General features: G+C 72.5%; 17 protein-coding genes. 12 read left to right on the top strand and 5 right to left on the bottom strand.

The features are described 5' to 3' along the window. Positions 1-255: 255 nt before the first annotated feature. On the bottom strand, positions 256-1,413 hold the full coding sequence (locus O1G21_RS28855) for a cytochrome c oxidase assembly protein (RefSeq protein WP_270147769.1): 1,158 nt from the start codon (positions 1,411-1,413) through the stop codon (positions 256-258). Between the two features lie 214 nt (positions 1,414-1,627). On the opposite strand from O1G21_RS28855, the gene O1G21_RS28850 reads away from it, so the two are divergent. After that, positions 1,628-3,352 (top strand): FtsW/RodA/SpoVE family cell cycle protein, encoded by a 1,725-nt coding sequence (locus O1G21_RS28850; RefSeq protein WP_333493505.1) that lies wholly within the window; start codon positions 1,628-1,630, stop codon positions 3,350-3,352. A gap of 201 nt (positions 3,353-3,553) precedes the next feature. Here the strand turns inward: O1G21_RS28850 and O1G21_RS28845 are convergent, their stop codons facing one another. Further along, complete coding sequence (locus O1G21_RS28845) at positions 3,554-4,888, bottom strand: YihY/virulence factor BrkB family protein (protein WP_405000732.1); 1,335 nt, start codon at positions 4,886-4,888, stop codon at positions 3,554-3,556. A gap of 188 nt (positions 4,889-5,076) precedes the next feature. Here O1G21_RS28845 and O1G21_RS41465 point away from each other — a divergent pair, with 188 nt between their 5' ends. The 11 genes from O1G21_RS41465 (at position 5,077) to O1G21_RS28795 (ending at position 14,754) form a co-directional block, all read left to right on the top strand. Continuing rightward, a complete protein-coding gene (locus O1G21_RS41465) occupies positions 5,077-5,160 on the top strand; it encodes a putative leader peptide (RefSeq protein ID WP_310593185.1) in 84 nt (27 codons plus the stop codon). Between the two features lie 197 nt (positions 5,161-5,357). Continuing rightward, the gene (locus tag O1G21_RS28840) at positions 5,358-7,082 is read left to right on the top strand and encodes a nitrite/sulfite reductase (protein WP_270147765.1); all 1,725 of its coding nucleotides are present in this window, start codon (positions 5,358-5,360) and stop codon (positions 7,080-7,082) included. Further along, on the top strand, positions 7,079-7,258 hold the full coding sequence (locus tag O1G21_RS28835) for a hypothetical protein (RefSeq protein ID WP_270147763.1): 180 nt from the start codon (positions 7,079-7,081) through the stop codon (positions 7,256-7,258). The genes O1G21_RS28840 and O1G21_RS28835 overlap by 4 nt, the downstream gene beginning before the upstream one ends. Further along, complete coding sequence (locus O1G21_RS28830) at positions 7,239-7,940, top strand: phosphoadenylyl-sulfate reductase (RefSeq protein ID WP_270147762.1); 702 nt, start codon at positions 7,239-7,241, stop codon at positions 7,938-7,940. Before O1G21_RS28835 ends, O1G21_RS28830 begins: the two co-directional genes overlap by 20 nt. 32 nt (positions 7,941-7,972) lie before the next feature. Beyond that, entirely contained in the window at positions 7,973-8,569 is a 597-nt protein-coding gene (cysC, locus tag O1G21_RS28825) for an adenylyl-sulfate kinase (RefSeq protein WP_405000731.1), read from the top strand. Further along, positions 8,566-9,501 (top strand): sulfate adenylyltransferase subunit CysD, encoded by a 936-nt coding sequence (cysD, locus tag O1G21_RS28820; protein WP_270147761.1) that lies wholly within the window; start codon positions 8,566-8,568, stop codon positions 9,499-9,501. The genes cysC and cysD overlap by 4 nt, the downstream gene beginning before the upstream one ends. Further along, positions 9,501-10,817 carry a sulfate adenylyltransferase subunit 1 gene (locus tag O1G21_RS28815; RefSeq protein ID WP_270147759.1) on the top strand — a complete coding sequence of 439 codons (1,317 nt, stop codon included), beginning with the start codon at positions 9,501-9,503 and terminating at the stop codon, positions 10,815-10,817. The genes cysD and O1G21_RS28815 overlap by 1 nt, the downstream gene beginning before the upstream one ends. 247 nt (positions 10,818-11,064) lie before the next feature. Further along, positions 11,065-12,216, top strand: coding sequence for an aliphatic sulfonate ABC transporter substrate-binding protein (locus O1G21_RS28810; protein WP_270147758.1), 1,152 nt, complete (start codon positions 11,065-11,067; stop codon positions 12,214-12,216). A gap of 118 nt (positions 12,217-12,334) precedes the next feature. Beyond that, complete coding sequence (locus O1G21_RS28805) at positions 12,335-13,135, top strand: ABC transporter ATP-binding protein (RefSeq protein ID WP_270147756.1); 801 nt, start codon at positions 12,335-12,337, stop codon at positions 13,133-13,135. Next, on the top strand, positions 13,122-14,015 hold the full coding sequence (locus O1G21_RS28800) for an ABC transporter permease (protein ID WP_270147754.1): 894 nt from the start codon (positions 13,122-13,124) through the stop codon (positions 14,013-14,015). Before O1G21_RS28805 ends, O1G21_RS28800 begins: the two co-directional genes overlap by 14 nt. A 10-nt stretch (positions 14,016-14,025) precedes the next feature. Further along, positions 14,026-14,754, top strand: a complete 729-nt coding sequence (locus tag O1G21_RS28795) for a sirohydrochlorin chelatase (protein ID WP_270147752.1) — start codon at positions 14,026-14,028, stop codon at positions 14,752-14,754. A gap of 13 nt (positions 14,755-14,767) precedes the next feature. Here O1G21_RS28795 and O1G21_RS28790 read toward each other — a convergent pair whose 3' ends face one another. The 3 genes from O1G21_RS28790 to O1G21_RS28780 form a co-directional block, all read right to left on the bottom strand. After that, entirely contained in the window at positions 14,768-15,178 is a 411-nt protein-coding gene (locus tag O1G21_RS28790; protein WP_270147750.1) for a PIN domain-containing protein, read from the bottom strand. Continuing rightward, positions 15,175-15,396, bottom strand: coding sequence for a type II toxin-antitoxin system VapB family antitoxin (locus tag O1G21_RS28785; protein WP_270147748.1), 222 nt, complete (start codon positions 15,394-15,396; stop codon positions 15,175-15,177). Before O1G21_RS28785 ends, O1G21_RS28790 begins: the two co-directional genes overlap by 4 nt. 80 nt (positions 15,397-15,476) lie before the next feature. After that, positions 15,477-16,490: a hypothetical protein gene (locus O1G21_RS28780; protein ID WP_270147747.1), complete on the bottom strand. Its 1,014-nt coding sequence runs from the start codon at positions 16,488-16,490 to the stop codon at positions 15,477-15,479. Positions 16,491-16,519 lie beyond the last annotated feature (29 nt).

The raw sequence follows: 16,519 nt of genomic DNA, 5'->3' as shown, positions 1-16,519 counted from the left end.
GGTGGCCCAACGGCCCCCGAAACTCCTCCGGCGGCCCAATGGCCCCGAACCTGACGCGTCACACGCTAGCGGAGCGGGCCATGACGGCCAACCTATTTTTGACCTGCGGAAACGCGGTCCTGAGCGGCGAGGGAGCCCTCGGCGGGGGACCGCCAGCAGCCCCGCCGGGAGCAAGGTTGGACCCGGCGGGAGCAAGGTTGGACCCGGCGGGAGCAAGGTTGGACCCGGCGGGACGGGAAGAAGCGGGAAGCCGGGCTACCCGCCGTAGCGGTGCTTGAGGTTCGGGTCGTCCAGCCACCACGGCCGCATGCCCGTTTCCTCCTCCTCCGGCAGCCCGGCCGCCCGGGCCTGCGCGGCCTGCGCCTCGAAGCGGGCGTCCAGCTCGGCGTCCACGGCCTTGATCTCCTCGCGCCCCTGCACCACCATCCGCCGCACCAGCGCGGCCAGGAACGGCAGCCCGACGAGGTCGCCCAGCACCCAGAAGGCGTTGCCGCCCCAGGTCTGGTCCTGGGCCAGGCTCGGCCCCCAGGGGCGCCCGAGCGCGACGTAGTAGTGCTCGGCGACGAGGTGGCCGCCGTAGATCAGCACGATCCCGAGCCCCGCGTCGAAGATCACCTCGGCGAAGGTGATGAACAGCCCCACCAGGTGCGGGTACTCGTGCCCGACCGGGTCGAGCTGCAGCCGCGGCCAGAAGTAGGCGAGGCCCAGCAGCACCAGCGCCAGGTGGAGCACCACGTTCCCGACCCCGCTGGAGAGCGACCACTCGTACCAGGGCGTGAAGTAGAGCAGCCACGGCGGCGCCATCAGCAGCGCCGTGGAGACCGCCGGGAACATCAGCACCTTGGACGGCCGGCTGCGCAGCACCCGCAGGATCCGCTCCCGCCGGTGCTCCGGCGAGGACTCGACCAGCAGCGAGACGGGCGCGCCGAGCGCGAGCAGCAGCGGGACGACCATGAGCAGCAGCACGACCTGTACGGCCCGGTCGGTGAAGAGGATGCGCTCGTACACCCCGAGGCCGGAGCAGGTGCACCAGATCCACAGCAGCAGCCCGCCGAGGAAGGCCGCGGTGCGGGTGGGCTGCCAGCGTTCGCCGTCGCCGCGGTGGACGGTGCGCACCGCGCTCAGGTACCAGCCGCCGAGGAGCACCGACAGGGCGAGCACCAGCGGTTCGAGGGTCCAGGAGGTGGCCAGGTCGGACCACTGCCACGCGGGCGGTCCGCCGTAGGCGAGCGCCCGGGCGGCGCCGCCGTGGCCGAGTGTCCGGGCCGCGGCATCCACCGCGACGTCCACCGCGCCGTTCATCCGTCCGCCCGCCTCGTCCGCACCCGCCACCCGGCCGTCGCCGGGAGGGGCGTCGGGGGCCGCCGGGGAGGCGCCGGGAGTCGCCGGGCAGGAGCCGCGGCGCCCGGCCATGATGGCCCTCCGGACCGGGCCCGCCACAGCCGGGGCCCACCTCTATACCCGGGCCTGAACAAACCTTTACCAAAGCCGAACAAAGCTTTGCCGAGGCAAAGTTCTGCCCTTGCCCGGCCCGCAGGCGCAACCGGCGCGGAGCCGCCATCGTCTGGCAGGATGCACCGTCGGCGCGATACCGGCCACGTGGGTGACAACAAGGGGACGACAAGAGGTGCAAAGCACTGCACGCGGCGAGGGCCGCCGGCTGGCCGCGCGCCACCGCAACATCGAGCTGGGCCTGCTGGCGCTCGCGGTGGCCGTCTGTCTGGCCGGACACATCGACGCCTCGCTGGCGCTGACCGACAAGCTGCCGCCCGGGCTGCTGGTCCACGGCCTGTCCCTCGGGGCGCTGGTCGCGGTGGCACATCTGGCGGTGCGCCGGTTCGCGCCGTACGCGGACCCGCTGATCCTGCCGCTGGGCGTCTTCCTGACCGGCTTCGGGCTGGTGCTGCTGGACCGGCTGGACTTCAGCTACAAGGCCGCGCACCCGCTCAAGGGCGACTACCAGAAGGTCCCGGCCGCGCCCGGCCAGTTCATGTGGGTGTTCATCTCGGTGGCGGCGGCGCTCGCGCTGATCGTCTTCGTCAAGCACCACCGCTTCTTCCAGCGGTACGTCTACCTGATGATGGCGGGCGCGCTGATCCTGCTGACCGCGCCGGTGTTCTCGCCGACCGACAGCTTCGGCGCCAAGCGGTGGATCAAGCTCCCCGGGCTGCCCTCCTTCGAGCCGGACGAGTTCGTGAAGGTCGCGATCACGATCTTCTTCGCGGGCTACCTGATGGCCAACCGGGACGCCCTGGCGCTGGCCGGGCGGAAGGTCTGGGGGATGACCCTGCCGCGCGGCCGGCACGCCGGTCCGGTGCTGGCGATCTGGGCGGTCAGCCTGCTGGTGCTGATCTTCGAGCGCGACCTGGGCACCTCGCTGATCTTCTTCGGCCTCTTCATCGTGATGCTGTACGTGGCGACCGAACGCACCAGCTGGGTGGTGCTCGGCATCATCATGGCGGTCGGCGGCGCGACGGTGGTCGGCACCCTGGAACCGCACGTGCACGGCCGGGTCGAGGCCTGGCTGCACCCGCTCGACTACTACAAGCCGGTGCACGACCCGGCGATCTCCGAACAGCCCGCCGAGGCCCTGTTCAGCCTGGGCACCGGCCACATGACCGGGACGGGCCTGGGCTCGGGCCGGCCGTGGCTGATCGGCTTCGCCGGGCGCAGCGACTTCATCTTCACCACCATCGGCGAGGAGCTGGGCCTGGCCGGGGTGACCGCGATCCTGCTGGTGTACGTGCTGCTGATCCAGCGCGGCCTGCGCACCGCGATCGGCCTGACCGACCCGTTCGGCAAGCTGCTGGCCGCCGGGCTGTCGGCGGCGCTCGCGCTGCAGATCTTCGTGGTGGTCGGCGGCGTGAGCGGGCTGGTGCCGCTGACCGGAAAGGCGCTGCCGTTCCTGGCGGCCGGTGGTTCCTCACTGCTGGCGAACTGGCTGATGGTCGCGCTGCTGATCAAGCTGAGCGACTCCTCGGGCCGCACCGCCCTGGACCCGGTCCAGCCGACCCCCGAGCCGCTCCCCGCGCAGAGCGGCCAGGCCGGCCGTCCGGCGGCGGCATCCGACCCGGCCTCAACGGGCCAGGGCCAGAACCAGGGCCAGACCGCGGGCGCCGGCCGGCCGCAGACTCCGGGCCCCGACCCGACGGCGCCGGCCCCCGCCGGCCCCGGCCTCGCGGACCCGGGCGCCCTCACCGAGGTGCGCCCCGCCTTCGGCCGGCCCCCCGCCGGGGGACCGCAGCCGGCCGCCCCGCAGCCGTCCTACGGCTACCCCCCGGTCGAGGAGCAGCCCACCCACGGCTACGGCCGGCCGGCGCAGTCCCCCTTCCCCCCGAACCCGTCCGTCTGACGGCACCCGGGGCCCGGAAGGGCCGCCGAGGGCCACGAACCCGGCCGGACGGCCTGACAGACGGACAGGGCCTCCCCCGCACCACGGGGGAGGCCCTGTTCCATATCCCTGCACGTATCCCTGCCCGTCTCCCTGGACGGAACCCGCAGGCGAACCCGCGAACGGAACCCGCGACCGGAACCCGTGGCGGCCGGAGAACCGCTACCGCTGCTCCCACGGCGGCCCGGACGGGTACCTCGGCCCCGGCCCAGGCCGCTCCTGCCCCGGCCCAGGCCCCACCGGCGGCGGCCCCACCGGCGGCGGCCCCACCGGCCGGTCGCTGTCCGGCGGCGGCGGGGCGGGCCGGTGGTGCGGCCCGGGGCGGGCGGTGAGGCGCCCGCGCAGGTTGTCGGCGGCGAGCACGTCGGCCCACCGCTCGGGGTACTCGGCGGGCGCGTCGACGTCGTCCAGCTCCTCCTCGCCCCACTCCTCCTCCATGCCCTCGGCCAGGCCCAGTTCGCGGGCGCGCCGGGCCCGTTCGACGGCCCGTCGGGCGGCGACCTCGCGGACCACGGCGGCGGCCGCCTCCTCGTGGGCGCGCTCGTTCTCGGCGCGGGCGTCGGCGGTCTCCAGGGTGGGCCAGCGGCGGTCTATGGCGGCGTTCATGGCGGCGCCGATGAGCACCGCGAGGGCCACCACGAAGATCCACAGCAGCACGGCCACCGGCGCGGCCAGCGAGCCGTACACCGAGTGGCCCTCGATCGAGCTGACCAGGTAGATCCGCAGTCCGACGCTGCAGAAGACCAGCACCACCAGGGCGACCAGGGCGCCGGGGATGTCCTCGCGCCAGGGCGTGGAGACCGGTACGGCCAGGTGGTAGAGGGTGGTGAGGGAGACGATCAGCAGCAGGATCGCGACCGGCCAGTAGGCGGCGCCGACGAGGCCCGCGATGCCGTGCACCGCGTTCTCGACCAGACCGGGCCCGGCCATCAGCAGCGGCAGCACCAGGGAGCTGATCACCAGGGCGCCGAGGTAGAGGCCCAGTGACATCAGCCGGGTCTTGACGATGCCCCGCTTGCCGTCCAGCCCGTACATCACGGTGATGGTGTCGATGAAGATGTAGAGCGCCCGGGATCCGGACCACAGCGAGAACAGGAAGCCGATCGAGATCAGGTCCGGCCGGACGTGGTCGAAGACCTGGCTGAGCAGCGGTTTGACGACCTCGTTGACGGAGGACTCCGACAGGACCGTCCTGGAGGCCGAGACGATGTCGTGCTTGAGCCGTTCGATGGTGCCGGCACCGAGGAACTCGTCGAGGTAGCCGAGGGTGGCGGCCAGGCCGAGGAGCAGCGGCGGGATCGACAGCAGGGTGAAGAAGGCCGCCTCCGCGGCGAGGCCGGTGACGCGGTACTCGACGCAGGTGTTGGTGGTGTCCTTGATCAAGTCCCACGCCGTGCGGCGCCAGGTGGCCCGTTTGGCCGCGCGCCGGGAGCCCTTGCCCCGGCGCCGGGACGGCCGCTCGGGGTTCGGTCTGGTCGTATCGCCTGCTGCTTGCACAGGGCTAACGGTATCGGGCCGGGCGCTCCGGTTGATCTCCCCCGGGGGTACGGGCGCGTGCGCAGCGCGCGGACGGACGCCCGGCGGGGAGCCGCGGGAACGGTCGACCGTCCCACGATCCGAAATCTCAGCGTCCAGAATCCGGACGTTAGTGGACCGCGAGTCCCGCGCCGTGCGAATCTCTTGCCATGCCTAGCGCCGGAACCACCCTAGTAGGTCGACTCCACGTCGATCTCCTTCGCGTGTCCAGCGCCATCTGTCCGGTGACCTGAGCTCCCACCCCGCCGCACCACCGCACCCGGCGCCGATCCCACCGCCATCCCCGCACCAGCGGATGCGCAGGCGCCCGCCCGGCCCGGTCACTGCTCTCCCGGCCCTGAGAAACCCGCAGGTCACAGCAGTCCCGTACGGCCGAGCACGCTCCGCGACCCACCCGGCGTCAGCGCCACCTTCCCCGAAGGACTTCAGCATGGCCACCTCTCCCGAGACCGCCGAGCCCACGGCCGACCGCACTGCCGCGCGCCGCCCCGCCGCGGCTCGCAAGGTGACCCGCCACCGCGGCGAGGGCCAGTGGGGCATGGGCCACTTCACCCCCCTGAACGCCAACGAGCAGATCAAGAAGGACGACGACGGTCTCAATGTGCGGACACGCATTGAGACGATCTACGCGCACCGGGGCTTCGACTCGATCGACCCCGCCGACCTGCGCGGCCGGATGCGCTGGTGGGGGCTCTACACCCAGCGCAAGGAGGGCATCGACGGCGGCAAGACCGCGATCCTGGACCCGCACGAGCTGGACGCCGAGTACTTCATGATGCGCGTGCGCATCGACGGCGGCCGGCTGACCGTCCCCCAGCTGCGGGCCATCGCCGAGGTCTCCGAGCAGTACGCCCGGGGCACCGCCGACCTGACCGACCGGCAGAACATCCAGTACCACTGGATCCGGATCGAGGACGTCCCGGCGATCTGGCAGAAGCTGGAGGCCGTCGGGCTGTCCACCACCGAGGCGTGCGGCGACACCCCGCGCGCCATCCTCGGCTCCCCGGTGGCCGGCGTCGCCCAGGACGAGATCATCGACGGCACCCCGGCGATCGAGGAGATCCAGCGCCGCTTCATCGGCAACCCGGCGTTCTCCAACCTGCCGCGCAAGTTCAAGGCCGCGATCTCCGGTTCCCCGCTGCTGGACGTCGCGCACGAGATCAACGACGTCTCCTTCGTCGGCGTGGTCCACCCCGAGCACGGCCCGGGCTTCGACCTGTGGGTCGGCGGCGGCCTGTCCACCAACCCCAAGCTGGGCGTGCGACTGGGCGCCTGGGTCCCGCTGGAGCAGGTGCCGGACGTCTTCGGCGGCGTGATCGGCATCTTCCGCGACTACGGCTACCGGCGCCTGCGCAACCGCGCCCGGCTGAAGTTCCTGGTCGCCGACTGGGGCACCGAGAAGTTCCGCCAGGTGCTGGAGGACGAGTACCTGAAGACCCGCCTGATCGACGGCCCCGCGCCGGTCGAGCCGGTCGCCCGCTGGCGCGACCACGTCGGCGTCCACCAGCAGCGGGACGGCCGCTACTACATCGGCTTCGCCCCGCGCGTCGGCCGGGTCGACGGCAAGCTGCTCGGCCGGATCGCCGACCTCGCCGCCGCCCACGGCAGCGACCGGGTGCGCACCACCACCGAGCAGAAGATGCTGATCCTCGACGTCGCCGAGGAGCACGTCGAGTCGGTGGTGGCCGGCCTGGAGGAGCTCGACCTGCGGGTCACCCCCTCGCCGTTCCGCCGCGGCACCATGGCCTGCACCGGCATCGAGTACTGCAAGCTCGCCATCGTCGAGACCAAGGAGCGCGGCCGCTCCCTGATCGACGAGCTCGAGCAGCGCCTGCCCGACTTCGCCGAGCCGCTGACCATCAACATCAACGGCTGCCCGAACGCCTGCGCCCGCATCCAGGTCGCCGACATCGGCCTCAAGGGCCAGCTCGTCACCGACGAGCACGGCAACCAGGTCGAGGGCTACCAGGTGCACCTGGGCGGCGCGCTCGGCCTGGAGGCCGGCTTCGGCCGCAAGGTCCGCGGCCTCAAGGTCACCAGCGCCGGCCTGCCCGACTACGTCGAGCGCCTGCTGACCCGCTACCAGGCCGACCGCACCGAGGGCGAGCGCTTCGCCCAGTGGACGGCCCGGGCCAGCGAGGAGCAGCTGTCATGAGTGAGAGAGCCGCACCGTTCTTCTGCCCGTACTGCGGGGACGAGGACCTGCGCCCCTGCGAGGCCGGCCACGGCGCCTGGGAGTGCCACGGGTGCCGCCGCGCCTTCCAGCTGAAGTTCCTCGGCCTGCTGGCACCGACCGACGGGGGTACGTCACGTGACCAGCGCAGCACCTGACTACGAGAAGCTCGCGACCACGGCCGGCCGCGAGCTGGAGGAGGCCACGGCGCAGGAGGTCCTGCGCTGGGCCGCCGACACCTTCGGCAAGCGGTTCTGCGTCACCTCCTCCATGGAGGACGCGGTGGTCGCCCACCTCGCCTCCTCGGTGTTCCCCGGCGTGGACGTGGTGTTCCTGGACACCGGCTACCACTTCGCGGAGACCATCGGCACCCGGGACGCGGTGGCGGCGACCATGCCGGTCAACGTCATCACGCTCACCCCGCTGAAGACCGTCGCCGAGCAGGACGCCGAGCACGGGCCGAACCTGCACGACCGCGACCCGGACCTGTGCTGCTCGCTGCGCAAGGTCGAGCCGCTCACCCGCGGCCTCGGCGGCTACGACGCCTGGGCCACCGGGCTGCGCCGCGACGAGTCCCCGACCCGGGCGAACACCCCGGTGGTCGCCTGGGACCCGAAGCGCCGCAAGGTCAAGATCGCCCCGATCGCCCGGTGGACGCAGGAGGACGTGGACGCCTACGTCGCCGCCAACGGCGTGCTGCTCAACCCGCTGCTGTGGGAGGGCTACACCTCGATCGGCTGCTCGCCGCTGTCCTGCACCCGCAAGCCGGCCGAGGGCGAGGACGCCCGGGCCGGCCGCTGGTCCGGCTCCGGCAAGACCGAGTGCGGCATCCATCTCTGACGATCCGTCAACTACCGTGTAAGGAAGACGTCGTGACAGCGAACACATCGGCCGCCGACGGAGCCGCAGAGGCGGCCCGTGCGGCCGCCCCCTGCGAGCGCGGCGCCACCGTGTGGCTGACCGGGCTGCCGAGCGCGGGCAAGACCACCCTGGCCTTCGCGCTGGCCGAGCGGCTGCGCGCCGAGGGCCACAAGGTCGAGGTGCTGGACGGCGACGAGATCCGCGAGTTCCTCTCCAAGGGCCTCGGCTTCTCCCGCGAGGACCGGCACACCAACGTGACCCGGATCGGCTTCGTCGCCGAGAAGCTCGCCGCCAACGGCGTCAAGGTGCTCGCCCCGGTGATCGCCCCGTTCGCCGACTCCCGCACCGCCGTGCGCGAGCGGCACGCCGCGGCCGGCACCGAGTTCCTGGAGATCCACGTCGCCACCCCGGTCGAGCTGTGCGCCGAACGGGACGTCAAGGGCCTGTACGCCAAGCAGGCGGCCGGCGAGATCTCCGGCCTGACCGGCGTCGACGACCCGTACGAGGCTCCGCAGAACCCGGAGCTGCGGATCCAGACGCAGGGCCGCGAGGTGGCCGACTCCGCCGCCGAGCTGCACGCCTTCCTGACCGAGAGGGGCCTGGCATGACCACCGCGACCGACAGTCCGGTCCGCACCGACAACCCCTTCGCGCTGTCCCACCTGGACGCGCTGGAGGCCGAGTCGGTGCACATCTTCCGCGAGGTCGCGGGGGAGTTCGAGCGCCCGGTGATCCTGTTCTCCGGCGGCAAGGACTCCATCCTCATGCTGCACCTGGCGCTCAAGGCCTTCGCGCCCGCCGCCATCCCCTTCTCGCTGCTGCACGTCGACACCGGGCACAACTTCCCCGAGGTCCTCGCCTACCGCGACCGGGTCGTCGCCGAGCACAACCTGCGCCTGCACGTCGCCCACGTCCAGGACTTCATCGACGACGGCCGGCTGCGCGAGCGCCCCGACGGCACCCGCAACCCGCTGCAGACCGTGCCCCTGCTCGACGCCATCGAGAAGGGCCGCTTCGACGCGGTGTTCGGCGGCGGCCGCCGGGACGAGGAGAAGGCCCGCGCCAAGGAGCGCGTCTTCTCGCTGCGCGACGAGTTCGGCGCCTGGGACCCGCGCCGCCAGCGCCCCGAGCTGTGGTCGCTGTACAACGGCCGGCACGCGGTCGGCGAGCACGTGCGGGTCTTCCCGCTGTCCAACTGGACCGAGCTGGACGTCTGGCAGTACATCGAGCGCGAGGGCATCGAGCTGCCGGAGATCTACTACGCGCACGAGCGCGACGTCTTCTCCCGGGGCGGCATGTGGCTGACCGCCGGCGAGTGGGGCGGCCCCAAGGACAGCGAACCGGTCGAACGGCGGCTGGTCCGCTACCGCACCGTCGGCGACATGTCCTGCACCGGCGCCGTCGACTCCGACGCCACCACCATCGAGGCCGTGATCGCCGAGATCGCCGCCAGCCGCCTCACCGAGCGCGGCGCCACCCGCGCCGACGACAAGCTCTCCGAGGCCGCGATGGAAGACCGCAAGCGCGAGGGGTACTTCTAATGAGCACGACCATCGAGACCAACGCCACCTCCCTGCTGCGCTTCGCCACCGCCGGCTCCGTCGACGACGGCAAGTCCACCCTGGTCGGCCGGCTGCTGCACGACTCCAAGTCGGTGCTCGCCGACCAGCTGGAGGCCGTCGAGCGCGTCTCCCTGGGCCGCGGCCAGGAGGCACCCGACCTCGCACTGCTCACCGACGGCCTGCGCGCCGAACGCGAGCAGGGCATCACCATCGACGTCGCCTACCGCTACTTCGCCACCCCCCGGCGGCGGTTCATCCTCGCCGACACCCCCGGGCACGTGCAGTACACCCGCAACATGGTGACCGGCGCCTCCACCGCCGAGCTCGCCGTCGTCCTGGTCGACGCCCGCAACGGCGTGGTCGAGCAGACCCGTCGGCACGCCGCCGTCGCCGCGCTGCTGCGGGTGCCGCACGTCGTGCTGGCCGTCAACAAGATGGACCTGGTCGACTACGCCGAGCCCGTCTTCGCCGCCATCGCCGCCGAGTTCACCGCCTACGCGGCCTCGCTCGGCGTCAAGGACGTCCTCGCCGTCCCGATCTCGGCCCTGGCCGGGGACAACGTCGTCGAGCCGTCCGCACACATGGACTGGTACGGCGGCCCGACCCTGCTCGAACACCTGGAGACCGTCCCGGTCGGCAGCGACCCGAGCGCCGAGCCCGCCCGCTTCCCGGTCCAGTACGTGATCCGCCCGCAGACCGAGGAGCACCCCGACTACCGCGGCTACGCGGGCCAGTTGGCCTCCGGCGTGCTGCGGGTCGGCGACGCCGTCACCGTGCTGCCCTCCGGCCTGACCACCACCGTCGCCGGGATCGACGCGTTCGGCCGCGGGACCGACATCGCCTGGGCGCCGCAGTCGGTCACCGTCCGGCTCGCCGACGACCTCGACATCTCCCGCGGCGACCTGATCGCCGCCGGGGCGACTCCCGCGCCCACCAAGGACATCGAGGCCACCGTCAGCCACCTCAACGAGCGCCCGCTGCGCGCCGGGGACAAGGTGCTGCTCAAGCACACCACCCGCACCGTGCGCGCGCTGGTCAAGGAGATCTCCTACCGGATCGACATCGACACGCTCGAACAGCGCTCCGGCGCCGAGGGGTTGAACGTCAACGACATCGGCCACGTGAAGCTGCGCACCGCCGAGCCGCTGGCCCTCGACGACTACACCGACAACCGTCGCACCGGCTCGTTCCTGCTGATCGACCCGGCCGACGGCACCACCCTCACCGCCGGCATGGCGGGCGAGGCCTTCGAGACCGTACGAGCCACGGAACCCGCTGAGGAGGACTGGGTCTGATGCCCAGCGAGGCGTTCTCGGGCATGGACAAGGAAGGCGGCCGCATCGGCAGCGGCGTCCTCGGCAGCGGCCAGGGCGGCCTGACCCGATGTGTGGGCCGACGGGGCTGAGCACGCCCCGTCACCGGGCTGTCTTCCCCCACAGCCGCCCGGCTTGCCCCGGCACTCCGCTGCCGCGCGCACCACCTTCCCGACCATCCGCCCGAGACCGCCTCCTGACGGTCCGTCCGCGAACAGGACTCACCACCATGGCACCCAACCCGGCCCCCTCCCATACCTTCGTCCGCCCCAACGCCGGCCGGATCAGACGCTCCGCCGCGGCCGCCGTCGCCGGCCTGACCGCCGTGGCCCTGCTGTCGGCCTGCGGCTACGGCTCCAAGGCCGCCGACAACGGCTCCGCCGACACCGCCGCGACCGGGGCTCCGGGCGTCAAGCTGTCCTCCCCCACGGTGAAGATCGGCTACTTCGCCAACCTGACCCACGGCACCGCACTGGTCGGCCTCCAGGGGGGCATCTTCCAGAAGGAGTTGGGCACCACCCAGATCAGGACCCAGGTCTTCAACGCGGGCCCGGCCGAGATCGAGGCGCTCAACGCCGGCTCCATCGACATCGGCTGGATCGGCCCCTCCCCCGCGATCAACGGCTACACCAAGTCCGACGGCAAGTCCCTGAAGATCATCGGTGGTTCGGCCTCCGGCGGGGTCAAGCTGGTGGTCAACCCGGACAAGGTCTCCTCGCTGGACGACCTCAAGGGCAAGAAGATCGCCACCCCGCAGCTGGGCAACACCCAGGACGTGGCCCTGCTCAACTACCTGGCGGGCAAGGGCTACAAGGTGGACGCGGCGTCCGGCGCGGGCGACGTCTCGGTGGTGCGCACCGACAACAAGGTCACCCCCGACGCCTACCGGCAGGGTTCCATCGACGGCGCCTGGGTGCCCGAGCCCACCGCCTCCAAGCTGGTCACCCTCGGCGCGAAGGTCCTGCTCAACGAGAAGGACGTCTGGCCGGACAAGAAGTTCGTGATCACCAACATCATCGTCTCGCAGAAGTTCCTCAAGGAGCACCAGGACGTGGTGGAGGCCGTGCTGCGCGGCTCGGTGAACACCAACGCCTTCATCAAGGCCAACCCCGAGAAGGCCAAGGCCGACGCCAACGAGGCGATCAAGAAGGACGCCGGCAACGCGCTGGAGCCGGCCGTCCTCGACCCGGCCTGGGCCGACATCGACTTCCTGGACGACCCGCTGGCGAACACCCTGCAGGCCGAGGCCGACCACGCCGTGACCGCCGGGCTCCTCAAGAAGCCCAATCTGAACGGCATCTACGACCTCACCCTGCTGAACAAGGTCCTCGCGGCCCAGGGCCAGGCGCCCGTGGCGGACGCCGGACTCGGCACCAAGTAACTCCGCGGTCCGGTCCCCCGCCCGCCCGGTCGATCCCCGATCGATGCCCACCGGCGCGGGCGGGGCCCGGACCCCGGCTCCGACTCGCCAGCCCCCAGACCACATGCGGGAGGTCCCCATGAGCCCGGTACTGACCACCCCGGCCGACGCCCCTGCCGTCGACGCCACCAACGCGCCCGCCGTCCGGATCTCGCACGTGCACAAGTCCTTCGGCCGCCCGGGCGCCCAGACCCACGTGCTGGACGACATCACCCTCGACGTCGCGCCCGGCGAGTTCGTCACCCTGCTCGGCGCCTCGGGCTGCGGCAAGTCCACCCTGCTCAACCTGGTCGCCGGCCTCGACAAGCCCACCCGCGGCAGCATCGAGGTGCCCGGCGGCCGCCCCGCGCTGATGTTCCAGGAACACGCGCTGTTCCCCTGGCTCACCGCCGGGAAGAACATCGAGCTCGCCCTCAAGCTGGCAGGCCTCCCCCGCCCAGAGCGCCGCGCCGAGGCCGAGCGCCTGCTCGAACTCGTCCGCCTGGGCGGCGCGTACGGCAAGCGGGTGCACGAGCTGTCCGGCGGCATGCGCCAGCGCGTCGCGATGGCCCGCGCCCTCGCCCAGGGCAGCAAAGTGCTGCTGATGGACGAGCCGTTCGCCGCGCTCGACGCCATCACCCGGGACGTGCTGCACGACGAGATCACCCGGATCTGGGCCGAGCGGCAGCTGTCCGTGCTGTTCGTCACCCACAACGTGCGCGAGGCCGTGCGCCTGGCCCAGCGCGTCGTCCTGCTGTCCTCCCGGCCCGGCCGGGTCGCCCGCGAGTGGCGGATCGACCTGCCGCAGCCGCGCCGCATCGAGTCCTCCGGCGTCGCCGACCTGTCCATCGAGATCACCGAAGAACTGCGTGGGGAGATCCGTCGCCATGTCCAGCACTGACACCGCCCCCGCCCGGAACGACGGCGACACCGCCGAGGTCGGGGCCGGCCTGGACGCCCTCGACTCCGTCGCCGCCCCGCGCAGTTCGATCGGCGAGGTGCTGCGAACGAAGGCACTGCCGCCGCTGATCGGCGTGCTGGTGGTGCTGGCGCTGTGGCAGGGCGCGTACAGCCTGCACCTCACCTCCTCGTACAAGCTGCCCAGCCCCGCCGACGTCTGGCACTCCCTCCAGGACCTCTGGTACCAGGGAACACTCTTCTCGATCATCTGGACCAGCGTGTGGCGCGGCCTGTCCGGCTTCCTGCTCGCCGTAGTCATCGGCACCCCGATCGGCCTGGTGGTCGCCCGGGTCAAGCCGGTGCGCACCGCCATCGGCCCGGTGCTGCAGGGCCTGCAGTCGCTGCCCTCGGTGGCCTGGGTGCCGGCCGCCGTCATCTGGCTCGGCATCAACGACTCGATGATGTACGCGGTGATCCTGCTGGGCGCCGTCCCGTCCATCGCCAACGGGCTGGTGGCCGGCATCGACCAGGTGCCGCCGCTGTTCCTGCGGGCCGGACGCACCATCGGCGCCACCGGTCTGGCCGGGGCCCGGCACGTGCTCATCCCGGCCGCGCTGCCCGGCTACCTGGCCGGGCTCAAGCAGGGCTGGGCGTTCTCCTGGCGCTCACTGATGGCCGCCGAGCTGGTCGCCTCCTCCCCCGACCTCGGGCGGGGCCTCGGCCGGTTCCTGGAGGACCAGCGCGAGTTCTCCGACATGTCCGGGGTGCTGCTCGGCATCATCCTCATCCTGTTCGTCGGCATCGCCATCGAGCTGCTGGTGTTCACCCCGGTCGAGCGCCGGGTGCTGCGCAACCGCGGCCTGCTGGCCTCCGCCAAGTGAGGCCCCGCTGATGCCCGCCCTCCTGCTGATCGCCCACGGCAGCCGCGACCCGCGGCACGCCGCGACCGTGGCCGCCCTGGTCGAGCAGGTGCGGGCGCAGCGACCCGCCCTGGAGGTCGCCACCGCCTACCTGGACCACTGCGCGCCGCGGATCCCCCAGGTGGTCGGCCGGCTGACGGACGCGGTGGCCGTGCCGCTGCTGCTGAACCGGGCCTTCCACGCCAAGCACGACGTCCCTGCCGCCCTGCGCGCCGCCGGCGCCGGGCTGCCCGTCGCCGACGTGCTGGGGCCCTCGCCGCTGCTGCTCGCCGCCCTGGACCGCCGGCTCGCGGAGGCCGGGCTCGATCTGGACTCGGCCGTGGTCCGCGCCCGCACGGGCGTGGTGCTGGCCGCGGCCGGGTCCTCCGACCCGGCCGCCGACGCCGCCACCCGCGCGCTCGCCGCCGAGTGGCGCCGCAGCCGCGGCTGGGCCGCCGTCGAGGTCGCCTACGCCTCGGCCTCGGGGCCGCGGGTGCCGGAGGCCCTCGCCGCCCTGCGCGCGGCCGGAGCCCGGCAGACCGCCGTCGCCCCCTACCTACTGGCCCCGGGCCTGCTGCCGGACCGCATCGCCGCGGCGGCGGCCGGGGCGGACGTCCTGGCCGGCACCCTTGGCCCCGCCCCGGAGCTGGCCGCCCTGCTGCTGCAGCGCTACGACCAGGCCCGCCTGGCGGCGGTGGCGGTTCCGGCGCTCACCGCCTGAGCGTGCGACCGACTCAGGCGCAGTCCAGAATGCTGTGCTCGCTCAGGTCGGTGGCGTACCGCGCCACCGTACGGTAGTCCGCATCGTCGTGGAGGACCGTGAGTCCATGGTGCGCGGCCGTCGCCGCGATCATCAGGTCTACGGCAGAGGCACTGCGGTGCCGGCCGGCGAGCGCCATCCGCCGCTGCACCATGTCGATCCAGCGTCCTGCGTTCTTCGGCACCGAGACATCGGGGTAGAGCTCAGCGAACAGCTCGGAGATCTCGTCGTACTCCCGGCCGTCGCGTGCGCTGAAGAGGAGCTCAGCACGCTGCGGGTAGCACGACGCGATCGACCCTGCGTCGATCGCGTCGTACCAGGCGGTCTTGAGCTTCGGATCCCGCATCAGCCGGAACAATGCGGAGGTATCGATGAGATAGATCACCGAGCGTCCTTCTCGGCCCGGTGCATCCGCTCGGCATGCTCAAGGGCCTCCCAGTGCTGGGCCCGCTCGAAGTGCCTACTGATGCGGGCCGCGCGTTCCTGCCGCTCGGCGTAGAAGCGCAGTGCGAGGTTCACGGCCTCCTTCTTGGTTCGCACTCCGGCAAGAGCCATTGCGCGTTCCAGCGCTTCGTCATCGATGTCGATCTGGGTCACGGACATCGGGCACCTCCGATGGATGTTGGCGATGTACATAGCATTGTATCGCGGCAACATCGACTGGTGGTGGGAGTCCAGTCCGCTCAGAGCCGCCGCAGGACGAAGGTGTCCCCCGGGTGGCCGGCGTTGGCCTCCGCCAGGCCGCCGGAGAGCTGGTAGAGGGCGCCGGCGGGGCCGGTGGTGACGGCGGTGGGGGTGGGGTCGGCGGAGGGGTGGACGGCGGTGAGGCGGGCGGTGTGCCAGTGGTCGTCGGAGCGGAGCTCCACCTCGGCGTCGCGGCCGGCGCCGAAGAAGGCGTTGGTGACGCCCGCGATGGTGCCGTCGGGGCGGGCGAAGATGCCGTCGAGGTGGAGCAGCGCCCCGCCGTCGGCGATCTCGACGCGGCGCAGGTCGGCCGGGTCCCGGAGCGGGAGCTGCCACAGGGTGCCGTCGTCCCACTTGCCGAGGACGAGCCGGCCGTCGCGGTAGGCGATGCCGTTGAGGCCGTAGCTGCCCGGGGCGGGGGTGAGGCGGTCGTCGCGCAGCAGGACGGAGCCGGTGCCGTCCGGGTCGACCTGGTAGACGACGGGGGCGAAGGAGTCGGTGACGTAGGCGGTGCCGTCGGGGGCGATGGCGATGTCGTTGGCGAGGTGGCTGCCGCCGTCGCCGGCGACGGCGGCGAGGTCGGTGTAGTAGAGGCGGCGGCCGGTGTCCAGGTCGTAGGCGGCGATGCCGGCGACCCGGCCGAGGGTGGCGGGGCCGGAACGTTCGCCGATTCCGTTGTCGAGATTGGTGACCAGGATGCGGCGGTGGGCCTGGTCGATCCGCAGGCCGGCGATCTCGATCAGGGTGCCGGGGTCGTCGACCAGCGTGCGGACGCTGCCGTCGAGGGCGACGGCCGAGACGGTGCCGTGCCGCAACGAGCCGACCAGGAAGCGGTGGTGGGCCTGGTCCCAGACGGCGGCCTCGGGGACCAGGGTGGGGGCGTGGCCGTTGATCACGGCCGGGGCCGGGCAGTGGGCGGCCGCGGCGGCCGGTAGCGTACCGGCGGTGCCGAGCAGGGCGGCGGCCGCGAGGGCGACCACGGTGCGGCGGACGGTTCGGTTCTGGCGGTTCATCACGGATCCCTCGGAGCTGGCTCGGGCTG

The organism is Kitasatospora cathayae, assembly GCF_027627435.1.
Taxonomy (GTDB): Bacteria; Actinomycetota; Actinomycetes; order Streptomycetales; family Streptomycetaceae; genus Kitasatospora; species Kitasatospora cathayae.
The sequence above is the reverse complement of the archived record's forward strand: the minus strand, read 5'-3'. Positions and strand labels throughout refer to the sequence as shown.

Excerpts from the sequence above, each read along its gene's own strand:
- O1G21_RS28810 (WP_270147758.1), top strand. The coding sequence starts at position 11,065 with ATGGCACCCAACCCGGCCCCCTCCCATACCTTCGTCCGCCCCAACGCC.
- O1G21_RS41465 (WP_310593185.1), top strand. The coding sequence starts at position 5,077 with ATGCCTAGCGCCGGAACCACCCTAGTAGGTCGACTCCACGTCGATCTC.
- O1G21_RS28780 (WP_270147747.1), bottom strand. The coding sequence starts at position 16,490 with ATGAACCGCCAGAACCGAACCGTCCGCCGCACCGTGGTCGCCCTCGCG.
- O1G21_RS28800 (WP_270147754.1), top strand. The coding sequence starts at position 13,122 with ATGTCCAGCACTGACACCGCCCCCGCCCGGAACGACGGCGACACCGCC.
- O1G21_RS28805 (WP_270147756.1), top strand. The coding sequence starts at position 12,335 with ATGAGCCCGGTACTGACCACCCCGGCCGACGCCCCTGCCGTCGACGCC.
- O1G21_RS28815 (WP_270147759.1), top strand. The coding sequence starts at position 9,501 with ATGAGCACGACCATCGAGACCAACGCCACCTCCCTGCTGCGCTTCGCC.
- cysD (WP_270147761.1), top strand. The coding sequence starts at position 8,566 with ATGACCACCGCGACCGACAGTCCGGTCCGCACCGACAACCCCTTCGCG.
- O1G21_RS28785 (WP_270147748.1), bottom strand. The coding sequence starts at position 15,396 with ATGTCCGTGACCCAGATCGACATCGATGACGAAGCGCTGGAACGCGCA.
- O1G21_RS28835 (WP_270147763.1), top strand. The coding sequence starts at position 7,079 with ATGAGTGAGAGAGCCGCACCGTTCTTCTGCCCGTACTGCGGGGACGAG.
- O1G21_RS28840 (WP_270147765.1), top strand. The coding sequence starts at position 5,358 with ATGGCCACCTCTCCCGAGACCGCCGAGCCCACGGCCGACCGCACTGCC.
- O1G21_RS28855 (WP_270147769.1), bottom strand. The coding sequence starts at position 1,413 with ATGGCCGGGCGCCGCGGCTCCTGCCCGGCGACTCCCGGCGCCTCCCCG.
- O1G21_RS28795 (WP_270147752.1), top strand. The coding sequence starts at position 14,026 with ATGCCCGCCCTCCTGCTGATCGCCCACGGCAGCCGCGACCCGCGGCAC.